This window comes from Streptomyces sp. NPDC031049, assembly GCF_055571015.1.
Genome location: NZ_JBVIGC010000017.1, coordinates 99,256 through 118,641 on the forward strand (window position 1 = coordinate 99,256; position 19,386 = coordinate 118,641).

At 72.4% G+C, this 19,386-nt stretch carries 16 protein-coding genes; 13 read left to right on the forward strand and 3 right to left on the reverse strand.

Features of this window, described 5'->3' with window-relative positions; translation table 11 throughout:
• The first annotated feature begins 130 nt into the window (after positions 1-130).
• From ACZ45Q_RS26290 to ACZ45Q_RS26300, 3 genes are all read left to right on the forward strand, one after another.
• Positions 131-889: a radical SAM protein gene (locus tag ACZ45Q_RS26290; RefSeq protein ID WP_468265671.1), complete on the forward strand. Its 759-nt coding sequence runs from the start codon at positions 131-133 to the stop codon at positions 887-889.
• A 95-nt stretch (positions 890-984) separates the two neighbouring features.
• Positions 985-1,692 carry a hypothetical protein gene (locus ACZ45Q_RS26295; RefSeq protein WP_468265673.1) on the forward strand — a complete coding sequence of 236 codons (708 nt, stop codon included), beginning with the start codon at positions 985-987 and terminating at the stop codon, positions 1,690-1,692.
• Complete coding sequence (locus ACZ45Q_RS26300) at positions 1,682-2,473, forward strand: class I SAM-dependent methyltransferase (RefSeq protein WP_468265674.1); 792 nt, start codon at positions 1,682-1,684, stop codon at positions 2,471-2,473. The genes ACZ45Q_RS26295 and ACZ45Q_RS26300 overlap by 11 nt, the downstream gene beginning before the upstream one ends.
• A 16-nt stretch (positions 2,474-2,489) precedes the next feature.
• On the opposite strand, the gene ACZ45Q_RS26305 is transcribed toward ACZ45Q_RS26300, so the two are convergent.
• Complete coding sequence (locus ACZ45Q_RS26305; RefSeq protein ID WP_468265675.1) at positions 2,490-4,082, reverse strand: MFS transporter; 1,593 nt, start codon at positions 4,080-4,082, stop codon at positions 2,490-2,492.
• Positions 4,083-4,309: 227 nt separating this feature from the next.
• Here ACZ45Q_RS26305 and ACZ45Q_RS26310 point away from each other — a divergent pair, with 227 nt between their 5' ends.
• Entirely contained in the window at positions 4,310-4,894 is a 585-nt protein-coding gene (locus ACZ45Q_RS26310) for a helix-turn-helix domain-containing protein (RefSeq protein WP_468265677.1), read from the forward strand.
• Positions 4,895-5,022: 128 nt separating this feature from the next.
• Here ACZ45Q_RS26310 and ACZ45Q_RS26315 read toward each other — a convergent pair whose 3' ends face one another.
• Positions 5,023-6,240 carry an NAD(P)/FAD-dependent oxidoreductase gene (locus ACZ45Q_RS26315; RefSeq protein ID WP_468265679.1) on the reverse strand — a complete coding sequence of 406 codons (1,218 nt, stop codon included), beginning with the start codon at positions 6,238-6,240 and terminating at the stop codon, positions 5,023-5,025.
• 165 nt (positions 6,241-6,405) lie between these two features.
• Positions 6,406-7,734, reverse strand: coding sequence for a zinc-dependent alcohol dehydrogenase (locus ACZ45Q_RS26320; RefSeq protein ID WP_468265681.1), 1,329 nt, complete (start codon positions 7,732-7,734; stop codon positions 6,406-6,408).
• A gap of 559 nt (positions 7,735-8,293) precedes the next feature.
• On the opposite strand from ACZ45Q_RS26320, the gene ACZ45Q_RS26325 reads away from it, so the two are divergent.
• The 9 genes from ACZ45Q_RS26325 to ACZ45Q_RS26365 all read left to right on the forward strand — a co-directional run bounded on the left by ACZ45Q_RS26325 (position 8,294) and on the right by ACZ45Q_RS26365 (position 19,382).
• The gene (locus ACZ45Q_RS26325) at positions 8,294-9,832 is read left to right on the forward strand and encodes a PP2C family protein-serine/threonine phosphatase (RefSeq protein WP_468265683.1); all 1,539 of its coding nucleotides are present in this window, start codon (positions 8,294-8,296) and stop codon (positions 9,830-9,832) included.
• Between the two features lie 234 nt (positions 9,833-10,066).
• Positions 10,067-10,759, forward strand: coding sequence for a hypothetical protein (locus ACZ45Q_RS26330; protein ID WP_468265685.1), 693 nt, complete (start codon positions 10,067-10,069; stop codon positions 10,757-10,759).
• A gap of 833 nt (positions 10,760-11,592) precedes the next feature.
• Entirely contained in the window at positions 11,593-12,207 is a 615-nt protein-coding gene (locus tag ACZ45Q_RS26335) for a helix-turn-helix transcriptional regulator (protein ID WP_468265687.1), read from the forward strand.
• Complete coding sequence (locus ACZ45Q_RS26340) at positions 12,204-12,995, forward strand: enoyl-CoA hydratase/isomerase family protein (protein ID WP_468265795.1); 792 nt, start codon at positions 12,204-12,206, stop codon at positions 12,993-12,995. The genes ACZ45Q_RS26335 and ACZ45Q_RS26340 overlap by 4 nt, the downstream gene beginning before the upstream one ends.
• 233 nt (positions 12,996-13,228) lie before the next feature.
• The gene (locus ACZ45Q_RS26345; protein ID WP_468265689.1) at positions 13,229-14,182 is read left to right on the forward strand and encodes an ABC transporter ATP-binding protein; all 954 of its coding nucleotides are present in this window, start codon (positions 13,229-13,231) and stop codon (positions 14,180-14,182) included.
• Between the two features lie 72 nt (positions 14,183-14,254).
• Positions 14,255-15,061, forward strand: a complete 807-nt coding sequence (locus ACZ45Q_RS26350) for an ABC transporter permease subunit (protein WP_468265691.1) — start codon at positions 14,255-14,257, stop codon at positions 15,059-15,061.
• 204 nt (positions 15,062-15,265) lie between these two features.
• Complete coding sequence (locus tag ACZ45Q_RS26355) at positions 15,266-16,558, forward strand: beta-ketoacyl-[acyl-carrier-protein] synthase family protein (protein WP_468265693.1); 1,293 nt, start codon at positions 15,266-15,268, stop codon at positions 16,556-16,558.
• Positions 16,555-18,342, forward strand: a complete 1,788-nt coding sequence (locus ACZ45Q_RS26360; RefSeq protein ID WP_468265695.1) for a CoA-transferase — start codon at positions 16,555-16,557, stop codon at positions 18,340-18,342. Before ACZ45Q_RS26355 ends, ACZ45Q_RS26360 begins: the two co-directional genes overlap by 4 nt.
• Positions 18,339-19,382 carry a ketoacyl-ACP synthase III gene (locus tag ACZ45Q_RS26365; RefSeq protein ID WP_468265697.1) on the forward strand — a complete coding sequence of 348 codons (1,044 nt, stop codon included), beginning with the start codon at positions 18,339-18,341 and terminating at the stop codon, positions 19,380-19,382. The genes ACZ45Q_RS26360 and ACZ45Q_RS26365 overlap by 4 nt, the downstream gene beginning before the upstream one ends.
• Positions 19,383-19,386: the final 4 nt, after the last annotated feature.

Genomic DNA, 19,386 nt, shown 5'->3' on the forward strand with positions numbered 1-19,386 from the left:
GGCCGGTCCGGCGAGCGCGCTCACCGTTTCCGCCGCCCCGGAGGGCCGCTGCCCGTCCGTCACGAACCTGAGCCCGCGCCACCGTGACGACGATCCGCACCGCCACGTCCCCTTCGAGAGGAGTGCCGAGATGGCCCAGACCCCGACGCCGAGGCGCAAGGTGGACCGGGACGAGGTGTTCGTGGAGTTCACCAAGTCGATCTGCCCGCTGTGCAAGGCACCGGTCGACGCCCAGGTCAACATCCGCGAGAGCAAGGTGTACCTGCGCAAACGCTGCCGCGACCACGGGGAGTTCGAGGCCCTGGTGTACGGGGACGCCGAGGAGTACCTGGCCTCGGCCCGCTTCAACAAGCCCGGCACCATCCCGCTCACGTTCCAGACCGAGGTGAGGGACGGCTGCCCGAGCGACTGCGGGCTGTGTCCGGAGCACAAGCAGCACGCCTGTCTGGGGATCATCGAGGTCAACACCGGCTGCAACCTGGACTGCCCGATCTGCTTCGCCGACTCCGGCCACCAACCGGACGGCTACTCCATCACGCACGGGCAGTGCGCACGGATGCTGGACGCCTTCGTCGCCTCCGAGGGTGAGGCGGAGGTGGTGATGTTCTCCGGCGGCGAGCCCACCATCCACCAGCACATCCTGGACTTCATCGACCTCGCCCAGGCCCGCCCGATCAGGAACGTCAACCTCAACACCAACGGCATCCGGCTCGCCACGGACAGGAACTTCGTCGCCGAACTCGGCAAGCGCAACGAGGTCCCCGGCCGCTCCGCGAACGTCTACCTCCAGTTCGCCGGCTTCGACGAGCGCACCCACCTGGAGATCCGCGGCAGGGACCTGCGGACGTTCAAGCAGCGGCCCTGGACAACTGCGCCGAGGCAGGGCTGACCGCCACCCTGGTCGCCGCGGTCGAGCGGGGCCTGAACGAGCACGAGCTGGGGGCGATCGTCGAGTACGGCATCGATCACCCCGCCGTCCGGTCGGTGGCGTTCCAGCCGGTCACCCACTCGGGCCGGCACGTGGAGTTCGATCCGCTGAACCGGCTCACCAACCCCGACGTCATCCGCCTCATCGACGAGCAACGACCCGGCTGGTTCCGGAGAGGTGACTTCTTCCCCGTCCCCTGCTGCTTCCCCACCTGCCGCTCCATCACCTACCTCCTCGTCGGCGGCGAGCCCGGCGACCGCACCGTCGTTCCCATCCCGCGGCTGCTGAACGTGGAGGACCACCTCGACTACGTCACCAACCGCGTCATGCCGGACGACGGTATCCGCGAGGCCCTGGAGAAGCTCTGGTCCGCGTCCGCGTTCATGGGCACGGCGACGACCGAGGAGAAGTTGCGCGCGACCGCCGAAGCCCTGGACTGCGCCGACGCCTGCGGCATCGACCTGCCCCAGGCGGTGAAGGACCTCGACGACAAGGCGTTCATGATCGTCGTGCAGGACTTCCAGGACCCCTACACCCTCAACGTCAAGCAGCTGATGAAGTGCTGCGTCGAGGAGATCACCCCCGACGGACGGCTCATCCCGTTCTGCGCCTACAACTCCGTCGGCTACCGCGAGCAGGTCCGCGCCGAGATGTCCGGCGTGCCCGTCGCCGGCGTCGCGCCGAACGCGCTGCCCCTCGCGGGCCGGCTCACCACGACTCCGTACGGCTCCAAGGCGGCGAAAGGCGGACAGGGTGAACAGTGACGAGGTCAAAGCCTGCTGCGCCGACGCCTACTCCAAGGACGTGGTCGCGCTGCTGCTCGGGGACTCCTACCACCCCGGCGGCACCGCCCTGACCCGCCGCCTCGCCGACCGCCTCGCGCTCCCCCCGGGCGCCCGGGTCCTGGACGTGGCCTCCGGCCGGGGCACCACCGCCCTCCTCCTCGCCGACGCCCACCGGGTGCGGGTGGACGGCCTGGACTACTCCCCCGCCGGCACCGCCCTCGCCCAGGGCGCGGCCCAGGCCGCCGGGCTCTCGGACCGAGCCGTGTTCACCACCGGTGACGCCGAGCACCTGCCCTACCCGGACGGCGTGTTCGACGCGGTGGTGTGCGAGTGCGCCCTGTGCACCTTCCCCGACAAGGCCCGGGCCGCGGCAGAGTTCGCCCGCGTCCTCGCGCCCGGCGGCCGGGTCGGCATCACCGACGTCACCGCCGACCGTGATCGGCTTCCGGCCGAGCTGACCGGCCTGGCCGCGCGGATCGCGTGCGTCGCCGACGCCCGCCCGGTGGAGGAGTACGCCGCCGTTCTGGACGGCGCGGGGCTGCGTACCGTGACCACCGAGCGCCACGATCCGGCGCTGCTGCGGATGATCGACCAGATCGAGGCGAGGCTGAATCTGCTGCGCATCACCGCCCCGGCCCGCATCGCCGAGGCCGGCGTGGACCTGGCGGCGGCCCCGGCCGTCCTGGCTGCGGCCCGTGCGGCCGTCGCGGACGGCGCGCTCGGCTACGTCCTGCCGACCGCTCTCTCCTCCCGGCTGTGACCCGGCTCGTGTGCGGTCAGCCGACGGACGCGGCCTCAGCGAGGTCTGTCTCGTCCGCCGTCGCGGAGGCAGTGTTCCCGGGGCCGCGCAGGGCTATGTAGACGCACAGGGCGGCCATGATGGCGGCGCCGGCCCACATGGCCTGCTGCCAGCCGTCGACGAAGGACTGCTGGGCCGCGTGGAGCACGTCCGGTGCGTGCGGTCCGGTGCTGCCCGCCACCTCCACCGCGTGGGCGACGCCCTCGCGGGCGGTGTCCGCGGCGGCCCGGGGGATGCCGTGCAGCTCGTCCTCGATGGCGCTGCGGTAGCCGGCGGACACGAGGGCGCCGAGCAGGGCGATGCCGAGTGCGGTGCCGAATTCGCGGGTGACGTCGTTGAGGGCGGAGGCCACACCCTGCTTCTCGCGCGGCAGGGAGCCTGTGATGGCCGCCGTGGAGGGGGTCATCGACAGGCCCATGCCCACGCCCATGGCGAGCAGTCCGGGCAGGAGGGAGGGGTAGCCGCCGCTGACGGAGAGAAACAGCGCCATGAGGGCCATGCCGACGCCGGCCAGTGCGATGCCCACGACCATGGTCGAGCGTGCGCCGATGCCCGCGGCCAGCTTGGGGGCCAGGCCGGAGGCCGTCATCATCGCGAGGGCCATGGGCATCATCGCGACCGTGGACAGCAGGCCCGACCAACCGAGTACGGCCTGGAAGAACGGGAACAGGACCACGCCGATGCCCGCCTGGACGCCGAAGACCACCAGCAACGTGATCGCGCCGCCCGACAGGCCCCGTTCCCGGAAGAGCCGCACGTCCAGCAGGGAGGCTTCGCGGCGGTGCAGCTCCCATGCCACGAACCCGGCCGTGGCGATCAGGCCGATGGTCAGGCCGGCCAGTGTCGCGGGCGCGGCCCAGCCGCGTTCGGGGCCTTCCTGAAGGACGAAGATGAGGCCGACCACGGCGATGACGGAGACCAGCGCGCCGACGGTGTCGAATCGATGGGCCGGGGCCTCGCGGGAGTTGGGAACCGACTTCGGCGTCATGGCCAGGGCCGCGAGCGCCAGGACCGAGGGCAGGGCGAACAGCAGGCGCCAGTCGGCGACGTCGACGAGGAGCGCGGAGAGGAACATGCCCAGGATGCCGCCGCCTCCGGCGATGCCGGTCCACACGCCGATCGCCTTGCCGCGCTGCTCTTCGGGAAAGGTGGAGGTGATGACGGCGAGCGTGATCGGCATGATCGTGGCGGCGCCGATGCCGGCGGCCACGCGGGCGGCGAGCATCACTTCGGCCGTCGGAGCCAGGCCCGCGACCACGGTGGCGGCGCCGAAGACCCCCAGTCCGGCGACGAGCACGGGCTTGCGGCCCACTCGGTCGCCCAGGGCGCCGAGCGGCAGCAGCAGCGCGGCCAGGGCGAGGGTGTAGATGTTGATGATCCACAGGATCGTGCCCTGGGAGGCGCCGAACTCCACGGCCATGTGGGTCTGCGCGACGTTCAGCCCGGTCACCGAGGCGATGACCGCCATCAGGGCGACGGAGACGGTGATCAGGACCGCGCGCAGTTGACGCGCGTCGGGGGCGCCCCGGCCGTCGGCCGGGGCGCCCGGTGCAAGCTGGTCGGTACTCATGGATTCCTCTCGAAACGGCATGCCGGATCAGCGCCGGAGCGTGACCGGTCGCGGGGTGGCGGGGGCGGGCGGGGCCCGGGGCGGCGCACACGTCGGGGCGTGCGGCGGCCGGTGCCGCGCCGGACGCCGACAGGCGGGGGCGTGGCCCTGTGCGCCGGCCCGGGACCTGCGGACCATCTGCACACGACGCTAAGCCCGGTATGCGTATGCGTCATAGACTGTTGCCCATGACGCAAGAAGATGGAGATCTGGACAGCCTCGTACGCAAACGCATCCGCGCCCTGCGGGTCGCACAGGGCTGGTCCCTGGAGGAACTGGCCTCCCGCGCCCACCTCAGTCAGTCCTCGCTGAGCCGCATCGAGAACGGCAAGCGCCGGCTGGCGCTGGACCAGCTGGTCGCCCTCGCCCGCGCTCTGGACACCACGCTCGATCAGCTCGTGGAGACCGCCACCGACGACGTCGTCACCAGCCCGACCATCGACAACACCCACGGCCGGATGCGCTGGGCCGTCAAGGCCGACCCCGGGATGAGCGTGGTGCGCCAGCGCATGACCGAACCGCCCCCGGAGAACCCGGCGCGCATGCGCGCCCACCCGGGGCGCGAATGGCTCGTCGTCCTGTCCGGCACCGCGATCCTCATGCTCGGTCACCGCCGCTTCCGGCTGGAGACCAACCAGGCCGCCGAGTTCCCGACGATGATGCCGCACGCGATCGGCGCCGGCGGCGGACCGTGCGAGATCCTCGGCATCTTCGACCGCGACGCCCGCCGCGGCCACCAGAGCGACGACGACACCCGAGGCGCTCCCGAGTGACCGTCGGGCCTATCCGCCTCGGTGCGCAGAGCGGTCACCACGACGAGCACGCGACGGCATCGCGGGCCGGCGAGTCGCCGACCGCCGCGACGGCCTGATCCGGCTCGAAGCCCACTCCTGGGTACCGGTCAGGCCGCGCGGTCAGGGGCGGCCTGCGCCTCGGCCTGGTGGGCGCCGTCGGCATGCAGCAGCTTCCGGCGCTTGGCGGCGCCGCCCGGCGCGCGGTGCAGGCGGAACGAACCAGGCTTGTGCGCCTCCTTGGACAGGTGCCCGGGGATGGCCGTGCAGACCATCTCCTTGATCCTGGCGCCCATGCCTTCGTCGATGTGCAGCCACACCGCGACGTCCGATCGGTTGGCGAACTGGTAGATGCCGGCGCTGCGGCCCAGGCTGATGCACTGGGCGTAGAACCCCTGGTGGATGGTCTTCGGCTGCTCGCCCGCGAGCCGGCTGAGCACGGTGTCGGCGGCCCGCGCGCCCAGCGGGGTGGCGTTCAGGCAGCTCATCCGCAGCGGCTGGTTCGACGGCGCCGCCGAGTCCCCGGCCCCGAGGATCCGGTCGTCGTCCACGCTCGTCAGCGTCTCGTCCGTGAGCAGGCAGCCCACGGCGTCGGTGCTCAGCCCGCTGCGCGCGGCCAGGCCGGGCACACCGAAGCCGACGGTCCAGACGGTCACCCGGCTCGGCAGCTCACGGCCGTTCGCGAGCCGCACGGTGTCGCGGGAGACCACGGTCACCTTCGCGCCGGGGCCGTCGATCACCCTCACACCGAGCTCGGCCAGCCGCTCGGCGACCGAGCGCCGGCCCCGGGTGTGCAGGTACGGGCCGAGGACGCCGCCGCAGACCAAGGTCACCCGACGGCCGGTCTCCGCCAGCTCGGCGGCCGTCTCGATGCCGGTGGGCCCGGCGCCGACCACCGTCACGGGGGCGGTCGCGGGCGTCGAGTCGAGGACGGCACGCAACCGCTGGGCCTCCTCCAGGGTGGCGAGCGGGTAGGCGAACTCAGCTGCTCCGGGCACGGCCGGTTCCGCGCTGCCGCTGCCCACGGCGTAGATCAGGTAGTCGTAGCCGAGCGTGCCGCCGACCGCGAGCTCCACGCCGCGCCCGGCCGGGTCGATCCGGGTGACCGTGTCGACCACCAGCCGGACGCGCTCGGCCAGGACGTCCCGGTAGGCGACGACCGCGTCGTCGGACCCGCCCACCAGCTGGTGCAGTCGGACCCGGTGGACGAGGTCCGGGCGCGGATTGATCAGCGTCACGGTCACGTCGTCGCGCTGCGTCAGCCGGTTCGCGGCCATCACGCCCGCGTATCCGCCACCGATCACGACCACACGCGTGTTCCCCGTCATGGTGCCTCCTCCGATTCCCGGTGCTCGGCCATAAGTCACCGCGCCATCGGCGGCTGTGACAGGACGGAGTGGACTGTGAGTCAGATCACGGAACGTGGACCTTTTCGCTGTGATGGGCGCAGGGGAAGTCCCCGGTCTGCTGCGCCCGCTCGCCGGCCTTCGCTGTCACGGCCCGCCGGCCTCCGTGGCCGTGGCCTCGTCCGCCGTCGGTCCCGGTGATCCGGCGGTGGTGGCGGCGCCGGTGCCGGCGGCCTCGCCGAGCCCGGGGGCCACCGCTCCTTCGTCCGTCACTCCCAGGACCACCTTGGTCCAGCCCGCGTCCCGCCGGTCGAAGCGCCGGTACGCCTCGACGGCGTTCTCGGCGTCGCCCCAGCGCGTGACCAGCGGCGTGGGATCCAAGGTCCCGGCGCCGACCAGCGACACGAGAGTCGGCACGTAGCGGCGGTGGTTGCAGTTGCCGGACCTCAGGGTGAGGTTCTTCATGAAAGCCTCACCGAACGGATAGTGCTGCACCTGCGGCGGATAGACGCCGACCGTGCCGACGGTGCCCGCCTTGGCCACCATCTGTACCGACCACCGGGCGGCCAGCGACGGCGCGTCACCGGGGACCCAGGTGTCGCCGTCCGGGTTCCGCTCGGGGGCCGCCTCCTCGACTTCGTGGTCGAACTGGCCGGCCTGCTCCCGCACCGCGTCGGCGGCGGGGCCGCGCTGCGGCCGCTGGGCGTCCACACCCACCGCGTCGACGACGCGGTCGACACCGATCCCGCCGGTCAGCTCGAGCACCGCCTCGACCGGATCCTCGGCATTGAAGTCGACCGTCTCGGCGTGCTGGCTGCGGGCCACATCGAGCCGGTCGGCCACGCCGTCGACGACGAGGATCCGCCCGGCCCCCTGGAGCCGGGCACAGGCGATGGCGGCCTGTCCCACCGGGCCGGCCCCCACGACGGCGACGGTGTCGCCCTCGCCGATCTCGGCCAGCCGGGCGCCGAACCACGCGGTGGGAAAGATGTCCGAGAGCAGGATCGCCTGAGCGTCGTCGACGGTGTCCGGCAGCGGTACGAGACCGACGTGCGCGAAGGGAACGCGGGCGTACTCGGCCTGCAGACCGTCCAGGCCGCCCGCCGCCTCCGGCCCGCCGAAGAACACGGTGCCCGCCCGGCGCCCGCCGGGGTTGGCGTTGTCGCACTGCGCGTAGTACCCCGCACGGCAGTAACTGCATGTTCCGCATGCCACCGTCGACGGCACCACCACCCGGTCCCCCGGCCGGAGGTTGCGCACGCCGGGACCGGCTTCCTCCACCACCCCGACGGCCTCGTGACCGAGGATCCGGCCCTCTTGCAGGCCCGGCATGGTGCCGCGGACGAAATGCAGGTCGGTGCCGCAGACGGCGGACGTGGTGATGCGCACGATCGCGTCGTACGGATCCTTGATCGTCGGTTCCGGCACGTCGTCCAGGCGGATGTCCCCCGGTCCGTGCCACACGACAGCCTTCATGGGGATGCTCCCTCCATGGGTTTCCGGCGAAGGACTCCCGTTGCGACGGGGTCGGTGATCCGCTCGCCCGCCGGGGTCGGGGACTCCGTGCCGCCGGCTCCGGCTCGCCGCTCGTGTCGGCAGCGGCGGACCGCCTCGACCGAGCGAGGCGATGTGTCCCTGACCGGTTTTCCTGACGGGCGTCCGGCAAACAGGCGCCGACGGGTGCCGGTCCTTTCCCCGGCCGGACCGGCCCGCCGGCCCCGCGCACGGCATGTCCCCGGTGGCCCGCCCCTTCCCCGGCGCCCAGAATTGTTCGGGCACCGCCTCGCCGCGCATCGCTGGAGGCCACCGCCCCATGGATGATCACCATTCGGAGCTCGACCCCCGGGCCCGCCTGGAGCTCGGGGCGATCAGGGAGCTCCTGCACGCACAGCGACGGCGCATCCGGGCCTACGCCCAGAAGTTCCCCGACGTCGTCGCCGAGCGCCCTCGGCCACGGGCTCCGGTGATCACACGGACATCGGAGCCATCGGGACAATCGGTGCCGTCGGAGCCGTCGGAGCCGTCGGGACAGGACGTGCTGGAGGCTCTCGCGGTGCCCGCCCTGTTGCTGGCTCCCGTGCTGGGTGACGACGGCGAGGTCGTCGATGCCTGGTGCACGCGCCGGAACGCGGCAGCCGGCTCCTACGCGACCGAGCGGCTCCCCGCCGGTTCGACGGCCCTGTGCTCAGGATCGCTGTACGAACGGTTCCCGTCACTGCGCCGGACGCCGGTTCACGAGATGATCGACCGCGCACACCGGCATCGCGCACCGCAGGGCCCTGTGGCGATCGAGTGGGCGGCCGACGACGGCGTCGGTCCGGTGAGGCTCATCGCCGAGGTCAGCGTCAGCCCCTGCGCCGACCAGCTGCTGCTCACCTGGGAGCCCGGCCACCGCCGGCACATGGCCGCCGCCGCCCAGCACCTGGTGCGCACGTGCTGGGCCGAATGGAACCTGGGCGACGACGGCATCGAGCCCTCCCGAGGGTTCCGGCAGGTACTCGGTCTGACAGCGGACGCCCCGGTGCCCGGCCTCGCCGACCTGGCCGGTGCCCTGACCGGCGACAGCCTGCCGGGCTACTACGACATGCTGTACGAGGTCATCCTGCGCAAGCAGACGGCCATCTGCTCGCTCCGCCTCACCCGGGTGCTCGACCGGATCACCCGCATGACGGCCGAGCCGGTGCGGATCGCTCCCGGCGGCCTGGTCTGGGCGGTACGCGCGGTGCTCACCGACGTCACCGCCGACCACCGGCGCCGTGAGGCGGCCGAGCGCGCCGCGCAGGAAGCGCGCCGGCAGCGCCGGCACGCCAAGACGCTCGGGGACGTCGCTGAGGCCCTGCGCGAAGCGGTGCTGCCCGCCTTCCACGACGAGCTGGCCGCCTACGGTCTCCAGGCCGCAGCCGTGTACCGCCCCGACGCCCGCGAGGCCGGAGTGGGAGGCGACTGGTACAAGGCCCGCAAACTGCCCGACGGCCGGATTCTCGTCGCACTCGGCGACGCCAGGGGGCATGGACTGGCCGCCGTCACTCTCATGGCGAAGCTGCGCTACGCGCTGGCAGGCCTCGCCTACACCGAGCAGCCCGTCGAGCAGTTGACCCGCTGGCTCAACGAGACGGCCTGCGCGGACGGCGCCGAGTCCACCGCCACGGCCGTCATCGCCGACTACGACCCGGAACGGTCGCTGCTGCGCTGGGCATCCGCCGGACATCCCGAGCCCGTACTGGTGCGCGACGGACGTGCCGAGTCCCTGCCCTCCCCCGCCGACGGACCGGGACTGCCCCTCGGCGTCCTGCCCGGCGCGACCTACACCGCCGAAGTCGTCCGGCTCAGGGTCGGCGACATCCTCCTCATGTACTCGGACGGCCTCACCGAACGCCGCGGCAGTGACCCGGACCGGGACACGCTGCGCTTCCTCGACGCCGCCCGAGCCGCCCTGCGGACCGCACCCCCCGGCCCCGGCCCCGACGGGCTCCACGACTACGCCGAACACCTCGTCGCGCGTCTCGACGGACCTCATCGCTCGGACGACGCCACCCTCCTCGCCCTGCGCCGGATCGCCCCGCCGGGCGGCTAGAACGTCCGGGGTGCCGTGTCGGCCAGACGTGAGGCCGGCCGGGCCGGCGCGTCCGGGCCCGATCGGACCTCGCAGGTCCCGGGCAGGGCCCTGGCACTCCCGCGGCAGGAGTCCTCACCGCCTGCTCCGCCCGCAGTAGGCGGCGAACCCTGCCGGCGACGGATGGGCGCCCGCCCCCGTACCGGGCATATTGACCGGTACGCCCCGAATCCATCCGCACGGCAGGAGTCCCGCATGCTGCTGATCGACGTCTTCGTACCCAAGAACGCCCTGAGCGACAAGGAACGGCAGGCCCTGGCCCAACGGCTCATCGACACGCTCTTGACCGAGGACGACAGTCACGCCGCCGAGGTCCTCGACGCCCAGCGCACGCTCACGCAGGTGCTCGTGCACGAACCGGCCACCTGGGTCCTGGGCCGGCGCCCGAGGACGGACCCCGCGGACCCGCCCCACTACGTGGTACGGGTCACCGTACCGGCATCGTGGCGCAAGGAGATGAGCAGCGACACCGTCGAGATCGTCACCGGTGCCCTGGCCGAGACCGAGCGGGCCGCCGGCCGCGACCCGGAGCGGGTACGGCGGGAACCCGACGCCGTCGTCCTGATCGACGGCATCTCCGAAGGCAGCATCGGCGTCCACGGCAGGGCCGTGAGCAGTCTGGACCTCATGGAACTCCTCTCCCGTCCCTACCGTGACACCGCCCCGCCCCACGACGACACCCCGCCCAGTGACGACACCCCGCTCCGTGACGACGCCCCCTCCCGCCCGGCGCACCAGCCCACCCGGGGCCGGCTCACCGACCCGGTGTGCGGCATGAGCGTCGACCTCGCCGACTCCCCGCCCACGCTGGTGTACGAGGGCGTCCTGTACGGCTTCTGCCACGGTCTGTGCCGGCGGTCCTTCGCCGAGGAGCGCGGGATGCACTGATCGCTCCCGTCGTCCGCTCGACCGCCCAGGCCCCGCGGGTCACCGCCCTCACGCCACCCTCATCCCATCGATAAAAGCGGACATGTCAGATCTATCGCTGCATACCGGATAACATGCGTAAAGTGCGACGCCGAACAAAGGATGCGTCAATTCCTGGCGGGCATTCTTGACTGCCGGGCAATAATCGGCTGCGTGACAGTGGACGCTCCGGAGGTTATTATTGGCCCGGATTCGGGGCCCGAACTCTCGCAGTGGTTCGCCCCGTGCGGCCTTCATCGGCCACCGGGCTGTAACGCGCCACCAGGGGGAAGTCGTGCCTCAGCCAAATAACCCCTCAGGGTTAGGCTCCACCCGCGAGACCAGGCGGGTCGTCATGCCGGACCACCGCGATCCGGGCAGGTTGCGCCTGCCACGCCGCCGCGCACACGCGCCGGGCCCACTGTTCCCGAGGATGTCACAGAGCCTTAACATCCCCACCGAAAACTGGAATCAAAGGCCCGTGAGAGTGGAACCGCGCGCGGAGCGGAAGCGTCTTGCACAGGGATTCCCATTCCCACGCAGACCATCTACGTGCCGGTGCAGACTTTCTACGCGCCAGTAATGACTGCCGGCCCGGAATTTCTTACCACCTGATTACCCGGCAGTATCCCGCGAAAATGCTTCGCGCGCCCGCGAGCCTCACCGGCCCGCTTCCACGCCGCCCCGGCACCGCACCGGAGCGGACTTCCCAGCGGCGGGGTGGGCGTCATCCCGCCAATGCTGTTCACCACATTCACAATATGCCGAACGACTGGGCGCCCGACCGGCGCCGTTGGAGTACGAGGGGTTCTGGTATGGCCGAGACGGGCGGACGCGGACTGATCGTCCTGCACTCGTCACCTTTGATACGCAAGGCGATCCTCGATCTGTTCCGGGGCGATCCGAACGTCACCGTGCTGGGCGGCTGCCCCCATCCCACCGCAGTCGACGCCCTCCCCGGCGGCCGGCCCGACGTGGCGCTCGTGGAGTACGAGCAGTGGCCGGAGGTCCGCGGCAACCGGGCGTACTGGAGCGGAACCCGCGTCATCCTCTACAGCAGGAACAACGCGCCCCGCAGCGTGGTGGACTGCATCAGGGGCGGGGCCGCGGGGTTCGTGCACGAGTCGTGCCCGCCCGAGTCCATCGTCAAGGGACTGCACGATGTGCTGAGCGGGCGCAGCTTCTGGCACCTGGGCGCCGACGAGCCCCCGCCGCCGGCCCGGGACACCGGCGTGTGCGGCACATGGAAGCTGAGCGGACGCGAGGAGGAGATCCTCGGCCTCTTACTGCGGCGCCGCTCCAACGAGGAGATCGCCCAGGAGCTCTGCCTCACCCAGCAGACCGTCAAGAACTACGCGAGCCGGGTCTTCCACAAGGTGGGCGTGTCCGGCCGCAAGGAGCTGTTCAGGATGCTGAGGCCTTGCGGATGACCCCGCCCGAGACGGCGCCCGAAGCGGAGCAGAACCCGCTGCTCGCCGAGCGGAACGGGCGGGTGGTCACCCTCACGCTCAGCCGGCCGCACCGCCGCAATGCGATGTCCACCGCGATGCTGGACCAACTGGCGGCGACATTGACCGAGTTGACGGGCCGGCGAGGGTCGGCGCCGGGTGCGCTGGTGCTCACGGGGGCCGGCGGAGCCTTCTCCAGCGGCGCCGACACCCGTGAACCCGACTGGCGCGATCTGTCGAGCCGCGCGGTGCGACGGGCCCACTTCCGCACGGTGTTCGCCGCGCTGCACGAGGCGCCCTTCCCCGTGATCGCGGCCGTCGAGGGGTACGCGCTCGGGGGCGGCCTCGAACTGGCCCTGGCCTGCGACCTGGTGGTGGCGGGCGAAGGTGCGCTGTTCGGCCTTCCGGAGCTGGGGGTGGGCGCGGTCCCCGGCGGCGGCGCGGTCCACTCGCTGCTGCGCCGGGCCGGACGCGGTGTGGCCGCCCGGATGCTGCTGATCCCCGGCGAGCGCCTGCGGGCGGACGAACTCGCCCGGCTGGGCGCGGTGGAGCGCATCGTGCGCGACGGCGGCGCGCTCGCCGAGGCGCAGGCGCTGGCGGCGTCGGTGGCCGCCGGGGATCCGGCACTCCTGGAGGCAGGCGTCCGGCTGTTGCGGGACTCCGGGCATCTGGACCGCACGGCGGCGCTCGGGGTGGAGAACGGCTACTGGTGGCAGGCGGCCTCCGCCGCGAACCGGGAGCCTGCCCCACCCTCGGAGCACCGTTCCTGACGCCGCCACGACCTGAACGTTTCGGGCCACAGGGGCAGGGGCTTCGTTGCAGCACGTGAGCCGCCCCGATAGCCTGTTGATCAGATTCAGTAAGAAGTGAATGTGCTGCGTGTCGTGTCGTACGGCAGATGCCGACCCCCCACCCCCCACCCTCCGCCCCGACGCCCGCCGGACGCCACACCGGCCGGCCGTGGACGCACGAGCCGTGGGCGCAAGAGGAGAGCAGAAGAGACGTGACCCCTCTCATCGAATGTACGGACGTCACCAAGAAGTTCGGTGACTTCACCGCGCTGAGCCGGCTGGACCTGACGGTCCCCCAGGGCGTGGTCTACGGATATCTGGGCCCCAACGGAGCGGGCAAGAGCACCACCATCCGCATGCTCATGGGCCTTTCCCGGCCCACGTCCGGCACGGTCCGGGTCCTCGGCCAGGACCCGGCCCGGCCCGAGGTCCGCGGGCGCATCGGCTATCTGCCCGGCGAACTGCGGCTGGACGAGCGGCTGACCATCGGGCAGACCCTGGCGTCCTGGGGGCGGCTGCGGGGGCTGGCCGACACCGCCTACCGGGACGAGCTGGTCCAGCGGTTCGGCATCGACCCGTCGCGGAAGGTACGGGGACTGTCCACGGGCAACCGCCGCAAGGTCGGCCTGGTCGGCGCCTTCATGGCCAAGCCGGAACTGCTGATCCTGGACGAACCGACCAACGGGCTCGACCCGTTGATGCAGCAGGTGTTCCTCGGCACGGTCGAGGAGGCCCGGGACAACGGGCAGAGCGTGCTGCTCTCCTCGCACATCCTCTCCGAGGTCGAGCGGGTCGCGGACCGGGTAGCGGTGCTCCAGGGCGGCAGACTCGCCGCGTCCGGTCCGACGCAGGAGCTGCGCCGCCGGGCCGCGCAGCGCTTCCACATCACCTTCGCGCAGGGCGAGGACCTCCCGCTCGCCGCGCTGGCCGCGCTGGACGGGGCGTCGGAGGTGGAACGGCGCAGGCCCGGGGGCCAGGAGGTCAGCCTGGCCTGGACCGGATCGCCCGGCCCGCTGCTGAAGCTCCTGGCGGGACACCGGATCACCACGCTCACGGCGCCCGAACCGGACCTGGAGGAGGCGTTCCTGGAGTACTACCAGAGCGACGCCCCGGGCGGCCGGGGAGCCGCGGCCGACGAGCCGTCGGCGGGCGCCGCCGTGCGGTAGCCGCCGCGGGAACCACCGCCACGGGTCTCAGTCACCAAGGCCGCTCCCCCGGGCCGGCCGGAAGGGAAACACATGTCGTCGCCCAGCTCGGAGATCTTCCGGCGCGGAGTACAGATCCAGAAGCGCACCCTGATCGCCTGGTCGGCCGCGCTGGTCCTGCTCGCCCTCTCCGTCGCCGGGGCCTGGCCCTCGATGGAGAAGTCCGGCGCCCTGGAGGACTTCGCCTCCGGCGTCTCGCCCGAGGTGGCCACGGCCTTCGGCATCGACCAGATCAGCAGCGCCAGTGGCTACCTCAAGGGCAACCTGTACGCGGTCCTGCTGCCGCTGCTCCTCGGCCTGATGGCCGTGACCGCGACCGCCGCCCTGACCGGCGGCGACGAGGAGGCCGGACGGCTCGAACTGCTGCTGGCGCTGCCGGTCGCCCGCCGCACGGTGTTCCTGGTGCGCTTCCTCTGCGTGGCCTTCGGCCTGGCCGTCACCAGCCTCCTGGTCTGGCTGTCGGTGTACGGCTCGGTCGTCGCCTTCGACATGGACGTCTCCGGGGGCGGGGTCGCGGCCGTGACGCTGACGGTCGGCCTGCTGGCCGTGCTGCACGCCGGGGTCGCCTACGCCGTCGTCGGATTCGGATTCGGACGCGGTCCCGCACTGGGCGTGGCGGCCGGTGTGCTGGTCGTCGGCTATCTGCTGCACGCCATCGCGCCGATGTCCGACGCCCTGGAGCCGCTGTCGAACATCTCCCCGTGGGAGTGGGCGCTGGGCAGCGACCCGCTGGTCAACGGCGTTCCGTGGGGCGGGGTCGCGCTGCTGGTGGTCCTCTCGGTCGTGGTCGTCGCCGCCGGTACGCACGCGGTCGGCCGACGGGACGTCAAGAACGCCTGAGCCGCACGCCCGCGCCCTCGCCCGCCCCAAGCGGTCCGGCCCCTCCCTCGCGGAGGCGCCGGGCCGCTGTCGTGCGCAGGGGCGTGCACCGCACGGCGTTGACGGATCCGCCCGGAAATCGAGTACTGGGAGTCACCACACCAGTCGCGTATGAGTACTTGACGGCCATATCGAGGCTCATGTAAGGGCAGTTAGCTTCGGTCCATGGACAGCAGCCGAGCCCCTTCCCCGGACCCCTCCGATCCCGTCGTGCTGACCGGCATCGGGTGCGTGCTGCCCGGCACCCCCGATGTCCATGCCTTCTGGAGGCATGTCTCCACCGGAACCCCACAGGTGAGCCGGCTGGAGAAGCCGGCGTTCGCCGCTGCCGGGCTGCCGGTCCACGCGGCCGCGCAGCTCGGTGCGTTCGACACCGCGGCCCGGCTGCCGGACCTCGATCCGGCGCACGCCGCGAAGTACAACCGCGACATCCTGGCCACCATGGCGGCCGTCGGCGACGCGCTCGCGGACGCCGGGATCGCCCGGGGCCAGGTCGCCCCGGAGCGGCTGAGCATCGTCCAGTCCTCCTCCCGCGGCCCGCTGTCCTGGTGGGCCGAGACCATGGCGGCGGGCCCGGACGAGAACCCGTACGCCGGCAGGGCGACGGCCATGTTCCGCGGCCTCGCCGGCTGCCCGGCCACGCTGGCCGCCATCGCCGTCGGGGCGAAGGGCCTGGTCACCACCGTCAGCAGCGCCTGCGTCGGCGGGCACCACGCGATCGGTCTCGCGCTGCGCGAGCTGCGTGCGGGCAGCGCCGACGTGGTCCTCGCCGGCGGCCACGAGTTCCCGATCACCCCGGAGGTCGCCCGCTGCTACCTGGGCCTCGGCGACGGGGTGCTCTCCCCGGAGCAGGAGGACCCCGCCTCCGCCGTCCGCCCCTACGACCGCGACCGGCGCGGATTCGCGCTGGGCGAGGGCGCGATGACGCTCTGCCTGGAGCGCGAGTCCTCCGCCCGCGAGCGCGGCGCACGCATCTACGCACGGATTCTCGGCCACCGCGCGCTCAACGAGGCCAACCACGCCACCAGCATGGATCTGACCGGGGACGTCACCGCCTCGGTCGTCGCGGGGGTGCTCGACGACGCCGGGCGCAAGCCCGAGGAGATCGGCTACGTCTGCGGCCACGGCACCGCCACCCGGTACAACGACCTCGCCGAGAGCCGGGCCCTGCGCCGGCTGCTGCCACACCACGACGACGCCGGCCTGCCGCCGCACGGCTCCAACAAGCCCATCTACGGCCACACCTTCGGCATGGCCGGGATCATCAACGTCGCCGCCACCTCGCTGATGCTCCACCACCAGCGGCTGGCCCCGACCGCCAACCACCGCACACCGGACCCCGAGTGCGACCACGACCACGTGGCCGAGGGGCCCCGCGACGCCGAGTTCGACCTCGCGGTCTCGCTGTCCTTCGCCTTCGGCTCGCAGACCTCCGTCATGGCCCTGGAGCACGCATGACCACAGCGTCCGAACGCCCCGCCGCCACCGGCCACCGGAGCGGCCCCTACCTGGCCGCCGGCCCCGACGACCTGATACGCCGCTTCGTCCGCGAGGGCGACCACGTGCACGCGGCGGCAACGATGTCACGGCCCAACGCCCTGCTCAACGCGGTCTGCCGGACCTTCGCCGGCAGCCGGAGCCTGACCGTGAGCACCACCGCCGTGCACTCCAGCGCCCACGCGCTGGCCCTCTCCGGAGCCGTGCGCAAGGTGATCACCGGCTTCGTCGGGGACACCTACCCCTCGCCGCGCCCCAACCGCCTCTACCGCGAACTGGCCGAGGGCCGGCCGTTCGAGATCGAGATGTGGTCGCTGCTGAGCTACACCCAGCGGCTGATGGCCGCGGCGCTCGGCCAGCCGTTCGCCACGACCGGCTCGATGCTCGCCGAGACCGACCTCCGGCACGGCAAGGAGGGCAGCCTCCACCTGGTGCCGCACCCGGAGGACCCGGAGCGCACCGTCGCCCTGCTCAGCCCGCTGCGCCCGCGCTTCGCCCTCTTCCACGGCGTCGTCGCGGACCGCCGGGGCAACGTCGTGGCCTGTCCCCCGCTGGGCGAGGGCCCCTGGGCCGCGTACGCCGCCACCGACGGCGTCCTCGCCTCCGTGGAGGCGATCGTCGACGACGAGGTGGTCGCGGCGATGCCGGACCGGGTGGTGGTCCCCGCCGCCCGCGTCCTCGGCCTGTGCGAGGCTCCGCTCGGCGCCCACCCGCAGTCGCTGCGCACGGGCCGTCTCGCCGGAGTCGACGGTTACCTGGACGACTACGACTTCCTCTCCGGCATCGTCGGCGCCTGCAAGACCCCGGAGACCGCCGCCGCCTGGTACGAGGAGTGGGTGGGCGGGGTGTCGGGCCACGCCGAGTACCTGGAGAAGCTGGGCGAGCGGCGCCGCACCGGCCTGGTCCTCCCCGCCCCGCCGGACGGCACCGCCGCCGCGGGGAGGGCCCAGGCCCCGGTGGACGCGACCGCCGCTCCCACCGAGCAGGAGCAGCTCATCGTGCTCGGTGCCCGCGCCGTCGCCGACCTGGTCCGGGAGCGCGGCTACGACACGCTGCTCGCCGGGATCGGCACCTCGCACATGGCGGCGTGGCTGGCGGCCAGGCTGCTGGCGGACGACGGCATCCACGTGCGGGTCGCCGCCGAACTGGGCCTGCAGTCGATGGACCCCGAACCCGGCGACGTCTTCCTCTTCAGCCAGCGCCACGCCGAGCGTTCGCAGATGCTCGCGGGCGTCGCGGAGACGCTGGGCGGCGCGGTCGCCGCCAACCCCCGCTGCCTGGGCGTGCTGTCGGCGGCGGAGATCGACCCGGACGCCAACATCAACACGACGCTGCTGCCGGACGGCCGCTGGATCACCGGCTCCGGCGGGGCCAACGACATCGCCTCCACCGTGGACTGCGTGGTGATCGCGGTCGCCTCGGCCCGCCGCTACGTACCGCGGCTGGCGCACCTGACCAGTCCGGGCCGGCGGGTCCGCGACGTGGTCAGCCAGTTCGGGCGCTTCACCCGCACCGGAGCCGGCGCGGCGTTCGAGCTGACGAGCTGGCTGCCGCCGGTGCGCGGCCGGGGCCGCACCGAGGCGGACCTGCCCGACGGGCCCGAGGCGGCGGTCCGCGACCTCACCGGCTGGGACTTCCCCGACGGCTCCACGGGGGTCAGCGCGTTCCTGAACGACGAGAAGGCCGTCACCACCGAAGAACTCGCGCTCCTGCGCACCATGGACCCGGAAGGCTGCTACCGATGACCATCACCGCCGAGACCGTCCCCGACCCGGCGACGGCCCATCTGCGCCCCCTGCCGCCCACCGCGATCGCCCCCGTGCGGCTCGCCGGGATCGGCCACTACTTCCCCGGCGAGCCGATCACCAACGCGCACTTCGAGCAGCTCGACGCGCTGGGCATCGACGACGCCTGGATCCGCGAGAACACCGGCATCGTCAGCCGCCACTGGCCGGCCGACGACAAGGAGCGCGCGGTGGAGATGGCGGCCCGGGCGGTGGACGACGCGTTGAGCGCCGCCGGTCTGGGACCCGACGACATCGACCTCGTCATCGGCACGACCTCGACGACCCGCCCGCGCACCAACCCCTCCAGCGCCACCAACAACTACATGGACATCTCGCTGCCGTTGCAGAAGCAGGCCGGGCTGCGCCACGCCACCTGCTTCGACGTCACCTCGGTGGCCTGCGCCGGCTTCATGTACGGCACCGCGACGGCCGCCGCGATGCTCCCGGCGCTGGGCATGCGCAACGCGCTGGTCGTCTGCGCCGAGAACCCCCGCCCGATCCTGAACTTCGACTACCGCTACTCGGCGCTGTTCGGGGCGGGCGCCGCCGCGGCGGTCTGGTCGGCGGACACCGCGGAGCGCGGGCTGCTGGACGTGGCGCTGCACGCGGACGGCTCGTACTTCGACGCCTTCGACATCGACGAGAACGACAAGATGCTGATGCGCGGCCGGGAGGTCGGCGCGGTCGGCCCGAAGCTGCTCACCCACGTGGGCCGGGAGATCCTGGAGCGCAACGACCTGACGGTGGACGACGTCGACTGGTTCGTGCCGCACCAGGGCAACCTGAACATGATCAACCAGGTGTGCCGGGAGCTCCGGATCCCGCGCGAGAAGCTCCTCACCAACATCCAGCAGCGGGGCAACACCTCCAGCGTCTCCATCCCGAGCTGCCTCTCGGAGAACCTGAGCGCCGGGACGATCCGCTCCGGCGATCTCGTCGCGGCGATCGGCATCGGCCGCGGCTTCAGCTGGGGCGCGATGCTCCTGCGCATGCCGTGAGCCC

Bases quoted from the DNA above. Each gene is read 5' to 3' on its own strand.
- ACZ45Q_RS26290 (WP_468265671.1), top strand. From the start codon at position 131: ATGGCCCAGACCCCGACGCCGAGGCGCAAGGTGGACCGGGACGAGGTG.
- ACZ45Q_RS26305 (WP_468265675.1), bottom strand. From the start codon at position 4,082: ATGAGTACCGACCAGCTTGCACCGGGCGCCCCGGCCGACGGCCGGGGC.
- ACZ45Q_RS26310 (WP_468265677.1), top strand. From the start codon at position 4,310: ATGACGCAAGAAGATGGAGATCTGGACAGCCTCGTACGCAAACGCATC.
- ACZ45Q_RS26315 (WP_468265679.1), bottom strand. From the start codon at position 6,240: ATGACGGGGAACACGCGTGTGGTCGTGATCGGTGGCGGATACGCGGGC.
- ACZ45Q_RS26320 (WP_468265681.1), bottom strand. From the start codon at position 7,734: ATGAAGGCTGTCGTGTGGCACGGACCGGGGGACATCCGCCTGGACGAC.
- ACZ45Q_RS26330 (WP_468265685.1), top strand. From the start codon at position 10,067: ATGCTGCTGATCGACGTCTTCGTACCCAAGAACGCCCTGAGCGACAAG.
- ACZ45Q_RS26335 (WP_468265687.1), top strand. From the start codon at position 11,593: ATGGCCGAGACGGGCGGACGCGGACTGATCGTCCTGCACTCGTCACCT.
- ACZ45Q_RS26340 (WP_468265795.1), top strand. From the start codon at position 12,204: ATGACCCCGCCCGAGACGGCGCCCGAAGCGGAGCAGAACCCGCTGCTC.
- ACZ45Q_RS26350 (WP_468265691.1), top strand. From the start codon at position 14,255: ATGTCGTCGCCCAGCTCGGAGATCTTCCGGCGCGGAGTACAGATCCAG.
- ACZ45Q_RS26355 (WP_468265693.1), top strand. From the start codon at position 15,266: ATGGACAGCAGCCGAGCCCCTTCCCCGGACCCCTCCGATCCCGTCGTG.
- ACZ45Q_RS26360 (WP_468265695.1), top strand. From the start codon at position 16,555: ATGACCACAGCGTCCGAACGCCCCGCCGCCACCGGCCACCGGAGCGGC.
- ACZ45Q_RS26365 (WP_468265697.1), top strand. From the start codon at position 18,339: ATGACCATCACCGCCGAGACCGTCCCCGACCCGGCGACGGCCCATCTG.